General features: G+C 73.0%; 9 protein-coding genes. 8 read left to right on the forward strand and 1 reads right to left on the reverse strand.

Translation table 11 applies throughout. The features are described from left to right. Positions 1-171 precede the first annotated feature (171 nt). Together AB0A97_RS37415 and AB0A97_RS37420 are read left to right on the forward strand one after the other, a co-directional pair. Positions 172-414 (forward strand): DUF397 domain-containing protein, encoded by a 243-nt coding sequence (locus AB0A97_RS37415; RefSeq protein ID WP_361159171.1) that lies wholly within the window; start codon positions 172-174, stop codon positions 412-414. A gap of 90 nt (positions 415-504) precedes the next feature. After that, positions 505-1,419, forward strand: coding sequence for a helix-turn-helix transcriptional regulator (locus AB0A97_RS37420; RefSeq protein WP_361159174.1), 915 nt, complete (start codon positions 505-507; stop codon positions 1,417-1,419). Between the two features lie 100 nt (positions 1,420-1,519). On the opposite strand, the gene AB0A97_RS37425 is transcribed toward AB0A97_RS37420, so the two are convergent. Next, the gene (locus AB0A97_RS37425) at positions 1,520-2,335 is read right to left on the reverse strand and encodes an SAM-dependent methyltransferase (protein WP_361159176.1); all 816 of its coding nucleotides are present in this window, start codon (positions 2,333-2,335) and stop codon (positions 1,520-1,522) included. Positions 2,336-2,873: 538 nt separating this feature from the next. Between AB0A97_RS37425 and AB0A97_RS37430 the strand changes: the two genes are divergently transcribed. The 6 genes from AB0A97_RS37430 to AB0A97_RS37455 all read left to right on the forward strand — a co-directional run bounded on the left by AB0A97_RS37430 (position 2,874) and on the right by AB0A97_RS37455 (position 11,458). Continuing rightward, positions 2,874-3,881, forward strand: a complete 1,008-nt coding sequence (locus AB0A97_RS37430) for an alcohol dehydrogenase catalytic domain-containing protein (RefSeq protein ID WP_361159179.1) — start codon at positions 2,874-2,876, stop codon at positions 3,879-3,881. Between the two features lie 55 nt (positions 3,882-3,936). Next, a complete protein-coding gene (locus AB0A97_RS37435) occupies positions 3,937-5,211 on the forward strand; it encodes a DegT/DnrJ/EryC1/StrS family aminotransferase (RefSeq protein ID WP_361159182.1) in 1,275 nt (424 codons plus the stop codon). A gap of 68 nt (positions 5,212-5,279) precedes the next feature. Beyond that, complete coding sequence (locus tag AB0A97_RS37440) at positions 5,280-6,440, forward strand: 2-deoxy-scyllo-inosose synthase (protein WP_361159184.1); 1,161 nt, start codon at positions 5,280-5,282, stop codon at positions 6,438-6,440. 70 nt (positions 6,441-6,510) lie between these two features. After that, on the forward strand, positions 6,511-7,758 hold the full coding sequence (locus tag AB0A97_RS37445; RefSeq protein WP_361159187.1) for a glycosyltransferase family 4 protein: 1,248 nt from the start codon (positions 6,511-6,513) through the stop codon (positions 7,756-7,758). Further along, positions 7,755-9,569: an ABC transporter ATP-binding protein gene (locus tag AB0A97_RS37450; protein ID WP_361159189.1), complete on the forward strand. Its 1,815-nt coding sequence runs from the start codon at positions 7,755-7,757 to the stop codon at positions 9,567-9,569. The genes AB0A97_RS37445 and AB0A97_RS37450 overlap by 4 nt, the downstream gene beginning before the upstream one ends. Next, positions 9,569-11,458, forward strand: a complete 1,890-nt coding sequence (locus AB0A97_RS37455) for an ABC transporter ATP-binding protein (protein WP_361159192.1) — start codon at positions 9,569-9,571, stop codon at positions 11,456-11,458. Before AB0A97_RS37450 ends, AB0A97_RS37455 begins: the two co-directional genes overlap by 1 nt. Positions 11,459-11,491 lie beyond the last annotated feature (33 nt).

The following is an 11,491-nucleotide window of genomic DNA, read 5'->3' on the forward strand; positions in this document are numbered from 1 at the left end:
GGGGCTGGGCCGCGCAGTTCAGGAGGGCTAATATCCTCGTCGGCCGCCTTTCGCTGCAAGTACATCTGCAATTGCAGCGGTAAGTACGGCCGCGTGGGGGCCCGTTTCACGCCACCGTACGTACGGGGCCGTACCGGGCGGAGCCAGATCGTCCAGTAAGGAGACAAGGGTATGGAGTCATTGCCCAACGGCATATGCGCCAGTGCCATCGAGGGTGCGGTGTGGCGCAAGAGTTCCCGCAGCAACCCCAACGGGAACTGTGTCGAGCTGGCCGTTCTCGCCGACGGCGGGGTGGCGGTACGCAACTCCCGGCACACGGGAGGGCCCGCACTGGTCTACACCCGTGACGAGATGGCGGCCTTCGTCCAGGGAGCCAAGGACGGCGATTTCGACGACCTGGCCGGGGCCGGCTGACGCATATGTCGGCTGGATAGTCACCTCCGCTGTACGAACAGTTGAGGCGATGGGACACTGAGCGTTCACCCGACCAACAGGGGAGTCACCATGGTCGCCGCGCAGCCGGGGCGCATCCCGCCCCCGCGCCGTCACATCGAACATCCCCGGGGCGGACCGACAGTCCTGCGGATCATTCTGGGAACGCAGTTGCGCCGGCTGCGAGAGGCGGCGGGCGTCACCCGTGAGGCGGCCGGCGACGCCATCCGCGGGTCACACGCCAAGATCAGCCGGCTGGAGCTGGGCCGCGTCGGCTGCAAGGAACGCGACGTGGCCGACCTGCTGACGCTCTACCGGGTCACGGACGAGCAGGAGCGCGCCGAGTTCCTGGCGCTGGCCCGCGGGACCAGCACACCCGGGTGGTGGCACCGCTACAACGACGTACTGCCCACGTGGTTCGAGACACTCATCGGCCTGGAGGAGGCCGCCTCCGTCATCCGCACCTACGAAGTGCAGTTCGTGCCCGGGCTGTTGCAGACGCCGGAGTACGCCCATGCGGTCTGCCGCCTCGGCAATCCGCAGGCGTCCAGGAAGGAGATCGAACGGCGGGTGGAACTGCGCCTGCGACGGCAGGCGCTGCTCACCGCGCCCGGCGCGCCCCGGGTGTGGGCGGTGCTGGACGAGGCGTCCCTGCGACGCCCGCTCGGCGGCCCGGACATCATGGCGGGCCAGTTGCGGCATCTGCTGGCCATGTCGCAGTTGCCCAACGTCACCGTGCAGGTCGCCCCGTTCCATCTCGGCGGGCACGCGGCGGCGGGCGGGCCGATCACGATTCTGCGCTTCCTGGAGCCGGACCTGCCGGACATCGTCTATCTGGAGCAACTGACCAGTGCGCTCTACCTGGACAAGCGCGACGACGTGGACCACTACCTCGCGGTGATGGACCGGCTCAGCGCCCAGGCCGAGTCCCCTCGCGGAACCCAGGCCATCCTGGAGGAGCTCATCGGGGGCTCGGAGGAGGACTGACCCGGACGGGGCACCGGGCGTCGACGGTGCCCCGGGCGGGGGCCGGGGCGGAAGAGGGCAGCGTCCCCGCCGGGAAGGCCGGGCGAAGACACCGTCGCCCCTACCGCTTGCGGGCGACCCCGCCGTACTCGATCCACTCCATGGTGAGCTGCTTGGGCCCGATGTCCGCGTCCGGCTTCCAGGTCGACACCTCCACCAGGCCCGGTTCGAGGACCTCCAACCCGTCCAGGAACGAGGCCAGTTCGGCCGCCGTGCGCACCCGGCCCCACTGGCCCTGGGTGCTGACCCGCATGAACTCGGTGACGAAGTCACGGGTTTCCTGGTCCTCGCTGACCAACTGGCACACGACCAGGAAGCTGCCCGGCACCAGGCGTTCCGCGACCCGCCTGATCAGGCCGGCGGGGTCGTCGTCGTCGGGGATGCAGTGCAGCACGGACACGAACAGCGCGGCCACCGGCTGGTCGAAGTCGATCAGCCGTTCCACCTCGGGGTGGCTCAGGATGCCTTCGGTGTCGCGCATGTCGGCCTGGATGACCGCGGTGTTGCGGTTCTCCTCCAGCAGCGCACGGCCGTGGGCCAGCACGATGGGGTCGTTGTCCACGTAGACCACCCGCGACTCCGGGGCGACCCGCTGGGCGACCTGGTGGACGTTGTCCTGGGTCGGCAGACCGGACCCGTGGTCGATGAACTGCCGTACGCCCTGCTCCTGTGCCAGCCAGTGGACCACCCGCCGAAGGAACCGGCGGTTGTTGACCGCCAGGACCCGCGTGCTCGGCACGACCTTGTCCAGCTCCTCGCACGCCTCGCGGTCCACGGCGTAGTTGTCCTTGCCGCCGAGGTAGTAGTCGTACATCCGCGCCACGCTCGGAACGCTGACGTCGACGGTGCCGGACTGTGGTCGCACTTCCTGGCTCATTCGCTGCTCTCCCGTCGCTCAGGCACCCCGCTGAGGCACCACGACCGGCCGTCTCACGGGATGTGACCGTGCCGGTACGGCGTCCAACATACCCAGCTCGGGGCGGCTGTTGCAGGTGCACGGGCCCGGTCCGTCACGCACCGGGCCGACGGGCGGGGGTAACGGCCGGGCCGGTGACCAGGGCCGAACGGCCCCTCCTTCTCCTCCCGGTTTTCTTCGGAGCGTCTCCGGGCCGTACGGATCCGGCCGGTCCGGCTCCGGGGCGGCCGCGGGCGCGCGAGGCACCGGGACGTCCGGTCGGGAGGAGGAGCTGCGCCGGCACCGTTCCGCCCAGTCGGCACGGCGAGTTGACCGGCGGTCAGCGGGCGCCCACCGCCCGAACCAGGCGTCACCCACCCCATCGCCCGCTTTAGTTGACAAGCGCCCCACAACCTGGCGTACGCTCCCCGGGCACTTCATTCGCTGGAGCGGACGCTACTCGTGACGCCCGGCATCCGCCCGGTCCCGTGACACGGAGGTCTGCACGATGAAAGCCTTGATGTTCAAAGCTCCCCTGCAGGCCGTGCTCACCGAGCGCGACGTGCCGGAGCCCGCGCCCGGCGAGGCGCTCGTACGGCTCGCCTACAACTCGATCTGCGGCAGCGACCTCTCCTTCTACAAGGGGGTCTGGCACGGCTTCACCTACCCCGTGGTGCCGGGGCACGAGTGGAGCGGAACCGTGGTCGAGGCCGGCGGGGCCGCCGCCGACCTGGTCGGCCAGAACGTGGTCGGCGACCTCACCGTCGCCTGCGGAAGCTGCCGGCACTGCACCGTCGGCAAGCCCACCCTCTGCGCCGACCTGCAAGAACTCGGGTTCACCCGGGACGGCGCGTGCGCCGAGTACATGACCGTGCCGACGGGCAACCTGCACCGGCTGCCCGAGGGCCTCTCGCTGCGCGAGGCCTCCCAGGTGGAACCCCTCGCCGTGGCGCTGAACGCGGTCGACCGGCTCGCGGTCACGGCCGGCGAGAAGGTGGCGATCACCGGCGCCGGCGGCATCGGCCTGCTGCTCGCCCAGGCCGTACGGCTGCGCGGCGGCGAAGTCACCGTCCTCGCCGAGCCGGTGACCGAGCGGCGCCAGGCGGCCCACGCGCTGGGGGTGCCGCACACCGTCGGCGGCGACCCCGGCGAGCTGGTCGGGTTCGTCGAGAAGCACCCCGAGCTGACTCCGGACGTGGTGCTGGAGGCGTCCGGCTACCCCCTCGCCGTGCAGGAAGCGGTGGAGGCTGTCCGCTCTGGCGGACGCATCGGTCTGATCGGCTACCGCATCGAGGAAGCCGCGCCGATGGCCCCCCACCACATCGTGGTGAAGGTCCTCTCCCTCCAGGCATCGATGGGACCGGGGGACCGGTTCGGCGAGGCCATCGAGCTGCTGGCCGCCGGGGCGGTCGACGTGGACGCGCTGCTGAGCCACGAGTTCGGCCTGGCCGACCACGCCCGGGCGCTGGACGTGGCGCTGCGCCGCGCCGACGGCAACACCCGCTCGTACTTCAACCTCCGCGCCTGACCGCCCGGCCGTTCTCCCCCACTCCCCCAGCCCCGTGCTCAGGAAGGACGATCAGATGACCCGGTCCCTGGCCGTGCAAGGCGGCAGTCCGGTACGTACCCGCCCCTGGCCCCTGTGGCCGCAGCCGGCTCCCGGCGCGGTCCGGGCGCTGGAGGGGGTGCTCACCTCCGGCCGCTGGTCGATCAGCGGCCCCTACCGGGGCGCCGCGTCCCAGGAGCGGCGCTTCGCGCAGGCGTTCGCCGCGTACAACGGGGTCGAGCACTGCGTACCCGCGGCCAGCGGCACCGCCAGCCTGATGCTCGCCATGGAGGCGTGCGGCATCGGCGCCGGCGACGAGGTCATCGTCCCCGGGCTGTCCTGGGTGGCGTCCGGTTCGACCGTGCTCGGCATCAACGCGGTCCCGGTCTTCTGCGACGTGGACCCCGACACGCTGTGCCTGGACCCCGCCGCCGTGGAGAGCGCGCTGACCGAACGCACCAAGGCGATCGTCGTCGTCCACCTGTACTCGGCGGTCGCCGCCATGGACGCGCTGCGCACCCTGGCCGACCGGCACGGGCTGCCGCTGCTGGAGGACTGCGCGCAGGCGCACGGCGCGGAGTACCGCGGCGTCAAGGTCGGCGCGCTGGCCACCGCCGGGACCTTCAGCATGCAGCACAGCAAGGTGCTCACCAGCGGTGAGGGCGGCGCCGTCATCACCCGGGACGCGGAGTTCGCGCGCCGGGTGGAGCACCTGCGCGCCGACGGGCGCTGCCTGGCCGGGCAGCCCGTCGGCGACGGGCGGATGGAGCTGGTGGAGACCGGTGAACTGATGGGTTCGAACCGGTGTGTGTCGGAGTTCCAGGCGGCACTGCTCGTCGAGCAGCTCGGGGTGCTGGACGAGCAGAACGAGCGGCGGCGGCGCAACGCCGCGCTCCTGGACAAGCTGCTGGCCGACGCCGGTTACCGGCCGCAGACGACGTCCGAGGGCACCAGTACCCGTACGTACTACACCTATGCCGCCCGGCTGCCCGAGGGCGAGCTGACCCACGTGGACGCGGCGGCCGTCGCCGAGGCGCTCACCGCCGAACTCGGCTTCCCCGTCGCCCCGTGCTACGCGCCGATCACCCGCAACCGCCTGTACGACCCCAGGAGCCGTGGCCGCTTCGCGCTGGGTGTCCAGCACGAGAGCCGTATCGATCCCAAGCGCTTCGAGCTGCCCGTGTGCGAGGAAGCGGCCCGGCGCACCGTCACCGTGCACCACGCCGCCCTGCTCGGGGACGAGAACGACATGCATGACATCGCGACGGCCTTCGGCAAGGTCGTGCGGCACGGCGCCCTGCTGACCGGCTGAAGGCGGCGGGCCGCAGCCGGCCCGCCCGAGCAACCGTCCCGCGACCCGCCCACGAAATCGGGGAGACCATGCACGTCACGGCCATCACCATGGAAGACACCAGCTTTCCCTACCGGCTCGGTACCGAGTGCGCCGAGGAGATCGTCGCGCGCCTCGGCGCCCGCGCGGCCAGCCGCTACCTCGTGGTGTGCGACACCACGGTGGCCGCGCTCTACGGACGCGACCTGGTCGCCCGGCTGGAGAAGGACGCCGGTCCCGCCGTCCTGCTGACCCACCCGGCGGGCGAGGTCCACAAGCGCATCGGCACCGTCGGCGACCTCGCCGAGCAGGCCCTGGCCGAGGGCGCCGACCGGCGCAGCGTCGTGGTGGCGCTGGGCGGCGGCATCACCGGCAACATCGCCGGGCTGCTGGCCTCCCTGCTGTTCCGCGGCATCACCCTGGTGCACGTGCCCACCACCGTGGTGGCGATGCTGGACTCGGTGCTGTCGCTGAAGCAGGCGGTCAACGCGAGTTTCGGCAAGAACCTCGTCGGCACCTTCTACCAGCCGGCCGAGGTGCTCGCCGACACGGCGATGCTGCGCACGCTCCCGGCGCGGGAACTGCGGTCGGGCATGGGCGAGGTGGTCAAGAACGCGCTGGCCATCCGCCCGTCGATGATCGAGCGGCTCTCCGCGGAGCTGCGGCCGGACGCGCACTACGAGGACGGCGCGATGCGGTGGATCATCGAGGAGAGCGTGGCCGCCAAGGCGCAGGTGACCGGTGCGGACAAGCACGAGCGCCGGGACGGTCTGGTGCTGGAGTACGGGCACACCACCGGGCACGCCATCGAGCACGCCGCGCGGGGCGAGGTCGCGCACGGCGCGGGGGTGGCCATCGGGATGATCGTGGCCGCCGAGGTGTCCCGGCTGCTCGGGCACGCCTCCGGCGACCTGGTCGGTCTGCACCGCGAACTGGTCGCCAAGGCAGGACTGGAGGGGTCCGTCCCGGCACTGGTGGACCCGGCGGACGTCAAGAACTGGCTGACCTACGACAACAAGCGCGGCTATCTGCCCTGCCCGCCCGCCTCCACCCCGATGGTGCTGCTGTCCGCTCCCGGCCAGGTGCTGCGCAGCGGCCCGCTGCCGCTGGTGCCCGTGCCGCTGGAGCTGCTGGGCCGCGCCGTCGACGCGCTGGCGGCACCCGCCGGGCAGTCGGCCGGCGCGGAGCGCCTGTCCCCCGCCCCGGCTTGACCTGCGGCAGGCCAACGCCCCCGTCCCTGTTCCCGCCGTCCGTTCCGTCCCGTGTGGAGTTCTAGTGCGTGTGCTGCGGCTGACCCCGTTCTTCCACCACGACCAGGTCGAGAGCTGGCCCGCCGAGTACGACGCCGTCGGCGGGATGCAGGTGCAGATCCTGCGGCTGTCGCGTGAGCTGGCGGCGCGCGGCGTCGAGCAGCAGGTGCTGACCGTCGGCTTCCCCGGCCTGCCGAAGCGGCGTCTGGACCGGCCGGGGCTGGTGGTGCGGGTGACCCGCGCGCCGCTGCCCCCGATCCGGTCGCAGCTCACCGGGCTCGTCGGCCTCAACCAGGCATGGCTGGCCGGGGCGTTGGCCGCCTGTGTGCGGCTGCGCCGGCGGTGGCGTCCCGACCTGATCCATGTGCATGCCGACGGGCAGTTGTGGGCACTGCTGGCCGGGCCGCTGGCGGCCCGGGTGATGGGTGTGCCGTACTGCCTGACGCTGCACTGTTCACGGCTGTCGGTCTACGAGCCGATGTCCCGGGTCGACCACTTCCAGCACCGGCTGGTGCGCGCCGTCGAAAGTCACGCGGTGCGGCGCGCGGCCCGGGTGTCCGCCCTGACCTCCCGTACCGCGGGTGTCGTCGCCCGGGCCCTGTCGATGGACCCCGCGTCCATCGACATCGTGCCCGACTCGGTAGGCGACCTGTCGCCCCGGCCCGCCGGGGAGGTGGCCGGGCTGCGGCGTTCGCTGGAGATCGCGGACGGGACCGCCCTGGTCGGTTACGTGGGGCGGGTGGCGCACGAGAAGGGGTGGCGGGACTTCGTCGCCCTGGCCCGCCGTTGGCAGTCGCTGCCGGGGACACCGCCCGCGGTGTTCCTGGTGGTCGGGGACGGGCCGCAGCGCGAGCGGATGGGCAAGGCCGTCGCCGACGCGGGGCTGACCGACCGGTTCCGCTTCACCGGCTTCCTGCCGCACGCCGACATCCCGGCGGTGATGACCGCGCTGGACGTGCTGGTCATGCCGTCGGCCCACGAGGAGCTGGGCGGCAGCGCCATCGAGGCCATGATGTGCGGCACGCCGGTCGCCGGTTACTCGGTGGGCGGGCTGCGGGAGACCGTGGGCACGGTCACGCCGGGTCTCCTGGTGCCGCGCGGGGACGTGGCCGCCCTCACCGACGCCGTACGCGGCGTCGTGGAGGAGCCCGCGGGCCCCCGGGGGCGGGTGACCGGTGCCCGGGAGCGGCTGCGTACGGCGTACGGCAGCGGGTCGGCCACCGACCGGGCGCTGGAGCACTACGCCCATGCGCTGCGTGCCGCGGGAAGCGCGCGATGAGCGCCCCGCCCGCCCGTACCGGGTCGCTGTGGCGCTGTGCCCGCCATCTCCGGCCGCACCGCTGGCTGATGGCGGGGGCCTGCGCCGCCGCCCTCGGCTCGATGCTCGCCGGGCTGTCCATGCCGCTGGTCCTCCAGCGGCTGGTGGACGGTCCCGTCGCGCACAAGGACATGGCGGCGCTGCCGTGGACCCTCATCGGCTTCACGGTGCTGGGGTGCCTGGAGGCCGTACTGCTGGGGGCCCGCCGGCTGCTGGTCGTCCGGCCGTCGACACGGCTGGAGACGACGCTGCGGGCGGACCTGTTCCGCCATGTGCAGCGGCTGCCCTCCTCGTTCCACACCCGTTGGAGTTCGGGGCAGTTGCTGTCCCGAACGGTTTCCGACATCGCCGAGCTGGGCCGGTTCTTCGCGTTCTCCGCGGTGTATCTGCTGGTCAACACGGCGGCGTTGGTGGCGGGCCTGGCCGTGCTGGCATACCTGTCGCCGTTCCTCGCGCTGATCGTGCTGGTGACGTATCTGCCGATGGTGCTCGCCACCATCCTCTTCGAGAAGCGCTTCCACGTGGCGGCCCGCTCCGCGCAGGACCAGAGCGGTGATCTCACCACCACCGTGGAGGAGTCGGTGCTGGGCATCCGCGTGCTGAAGGCGTTCGGCCGCGGCCCGGAGACCGTACGCCGCTACACCGCGCAGGCCCGCGCGCTGCGCCGTACCGAACTGCGCAAGATCTCCCTGACCGCCGCCCTGTGGTGGCTGATCACCGCCCTGCCCGAGGTGGGCATCGTCGCCCTGATGGGATTCGGCGGCTACGGCACCGCCACCGGCAGTCTGACCCTGGGCACCCTGATGGCGGCGATCACCGTCGCCACCTACCTGCGCTGGCCCGCCGACACACTGGGCTGGCTGATCGCCGACGCCAGCACCGCGGCGTCCGCCGCCGACCGCTACTGGCAGCTACGGGACGTCCCGCTCGCCGTGCGCGAACCGGCCGCCCCCCGCCCGCTGGCGAGTCCGGTGCGCGGCGAGCTGCGCGTCGAGGACGTGCACTACCGGCTGCCGGACGCCGGCGAAGCGGTACTGCGCGGCATCGACCTCACGGTGCGCCCCGGCACCACCCTCGCCCTCGTCGGTGCCACCGGCTCGGGCAAGTCCACCCTCGTCTCGCTGCTGTCCCGGCTGGACGACCCCACCCACGGCCGGATCACGCTGGACGGCACCGATCTGCGCGATCTCTCCCTGGACGCGCTGCGTTCGGTGGTGACCTGCGCGTTCGACGATCCCGTGCTGTTCTCGGGGACCGTACGGGACAACGTCGCCCTCGGCCTGCCCCCCGAGGAGCGCGACGACGCCCGGATCTGGGAGGCACTGCGGCTGGCGCACGCCGCCGACTTCGTCGCGGCCCTGCCCGACCAGCTCGCCACCCGGGTCGGCGAGGAGGGGGTGGGCCTGTCCGGCGGGCAGCGGCAGCGGCTGGCGCTCGCCCGCGCCGTACTGCCCCGCCCCGCCGTCCTGGTCCTGGACAACGCGCTGTCCGCGCTCGACGTGCACACCGAGCGGGAGGTGGAGGCGGCGTTGCGCACCGTGATGGCGAACGTCACCACCGTCCTCGTCGCCCACCGTCCGGCCACCCTGCGCGCGGCGGACCGGGTCGCGCTGATCGCCGACGGGCGGGTGGCCGCGACCGGCACCCACGACGAACTCATGGCCACCGACCGGCGCTACCGCCACCTGCTGCGGTCCCCGGTCAACGACCTGGTGCCGGACGGGCCGCAGGGCCCGCCGTCCCCGGACCCCGCACGGAAGGTACGCGCCTGATGCCCGAGGACCGGCAGGAGAACGACCCGGCCGCCCCGCTGTCGGGCGCCCCCGGGCCGGACGTGGACCGCGCGGCGGACGAGGCCGACGGCAGGCCGGACGACCGGCGGCTGCGGGAGCGCCGCAACCAGTTGCTGCGCACCCTGCTCGCGCCCGAGCGACGCCGGCTGACCCGCGCCGTCGCCCTGGCGCTGCTGGAGAACGTCTGCGCGCTCGTCACCCCGCTGCTGATCGCCGCCGCCATCGACCGGGGCGTGCCCGCGGCGGCGGACGGCCGCTGGGGTCCGCTGACCGCCTACGCGGCTCTCGCGCTGACGGCCGGGACGGCCACCGCCACCCTGCGGTACGGCTTCCTGCGCTACTCCGGGAACATCGCGCAGACCCTGCTGTTCCGGCTGCGCTGCCGCACCTTCGCGCACGCCGTGCGGCTGCCGCTGTCCTACCACGAGTCCGCGCCCTCGGGCAGCGTCGTCGCCCGGCTCTCCAGCGACGTGGAGTCGGTCGAGGAGGTGCTGGAGATGGGCCTGGACGGCCTGTTCTCCGCCCTGTTCTCGATGGTCGGGACGGTGGCCGTGATGCTCTGGCTCGACCTGCCGATGGCCGCCGTCGTGCTCGCCCTGTTCGTCCCGCTGTACCTGCTCACCCGCTGGTTCCGGGACCGCTCGCGCCGCGCCTACCGGCGCACCCGGGGCGCCACCGAGCGGATCGTGCAGCACACCGGCGAGACGTACAACGGCATCCGCGCCGTGCAGGCGTTCCGCAAGGAGGACGAGAACACCGCGCGGCTGCGGGAGACGGACGCCGCCTACGCCACGGCGCGGGCCGCCTCGGGACGGGTCAGTGCCTGCTTCAGCGGCGGCGTCAAGCTGATCGGCAACCTCTCGCTGGCCCTGCTGCTGGCCCTCGGCGCGTTCCGTATCGCGAGCGGCCATCTCGAAGCGGGCGCGCTGACCGCGTTCCTGCTCTACGTGCACCGGCTGTACGACCCGATCGACGAACTCGCCTCGTTCGCCAACGCGTTCTCCGCCGCCTCGGCCGGACTGGAGCGGATCGGCGTCCTCTTCCACGCGCCCGACGCGCTGCCCGAGCCCGCCGACCCCAGGCCGCTGCCCACGGTGTCCGCCCCCGGCCGCGTCCGCTTCGAGGACGTGCGCTTCCGCTACGGCGCCGCCTCCCCGCACGTACTGGCCGGGCTGGACCTGGACCTCGCGCCCGCGGAGACCGTGGCCCTGGTCGGCACGACCGGGGCGGGCAAGTCGACGCTGGCCAAGCTGCTGGCGCGGCTGTACGACCCGACGGGCGGCCGGATCACCCTGGACGGGGCCGACCTGCGCGAGGTGGCCGACGCCGAACTGCGCTCCGCCGTCTGCATGGTCACCCAGGAACCGTTCCTCTTCTCCGGTTCCGTGGCGGACAACATCGCCCTGGGCCGGCCGGACGCCACCCGCGAGGACATCGTCGCGGCGGCCGAGGCCGTCGGCGCGCACGGTTTCGTCAGCGCGCTGCCGGAGGGGTACGACAGCGACGTCCACAAGCGCGGCGCCGGTCTGTCGGCCGGCCAGCGGCAACTCGTCGCGCTGGCCCGGGTGATGCTGGCCGCGCCCCGCGTCCTGATCCTCGACGAGGCCACCTCCAGCATGGACGCCCCCACCGAGCGGGCCGTGCACACGGCCCTGCACCGGGTGCTGGCCGGCCGCACCGCCCTGATCATCGCCCACAGCCTGACCACGGCCGCCATCGCCGACCGGGTGCTGGTCCTGGAGAACGGCGTGGTCGTGGAGGACGGGCCGCCGGCCGTACTGGCGGCGGGCGACGGGCCGTTCGCGGGCCTGTACCGCGGCTGGCTGTCCGCGACCGACGGGCGCACCCACCACCCCGCGCACCACTGACCGCCGCCGATCACCGACCGCCGCCCATCACCG

The organism is Streptomyces sp. NPDC045470, from assembly GCF_040646595.1.
Classification (GTDB): Bacteria; Actinomycetota; Actinomycetes; order Streptomycetales; family Streptomycetaceae; genus Streptomyces.

Coding starts and splice junctions, on each gene's coding strand:
- AB0A97_RS37425 (WP_361159176.1), bottom strand. CDS start 2,335: ATGAGCCAGGAAGTGCGACCACAGTCCGGCACCGTCGACGTCAGCGTT.
- AB0A97_RS37430 (WP_361159179.1), top strand. CDS start 2,874: ATGTTCAAAGCTCCCCTGCAGGCCGTGCTCACCGAGCGCGACGTGCCG.
- AB0A97_RS37415 (WP_361159171.1), top strand. CDS start 172: ATGGAGTCATTGCCCAACGGCATATGCGCCAGTGCCATCGAGGGTGCG.
- AB0A97_RS37450 (WP_361159189.1), top strand. CDS start 7,755: ATGAGCGCCCCGCCCGCCCGTACCGGGTCGCTGTGGCGCTGTGCCCGC.
- AB0A97_RS37420 (WP_361159174.1), top strand. CDS start 505: ATGGTCGCCGCGCAGCCGGGGCGCATCCCGCCCCCGCGCCGTCACATC.
- AB0A97_RS37440 (WP_361159184.1), top strand. CDS start 5,280: ATGCACGTCACGGCCATCACCATGGAAGACACCAGCTTTCCCTACCGG.
- AB0A97_RS37455 (WP_361159192.1), top strand. CDS start 9,569: ATGCCCGAGGACCGGCAGGAGAACGACCCGGCCGCCCCGCTGTCGGGC.
- AB0A97_RS37435 (WP_361159182.1), top strand. CDS start 3,937: ATGACCCGGTCCCTGGCCGTGCAAGGCGGCAGTCCGGTACGTACCCGC.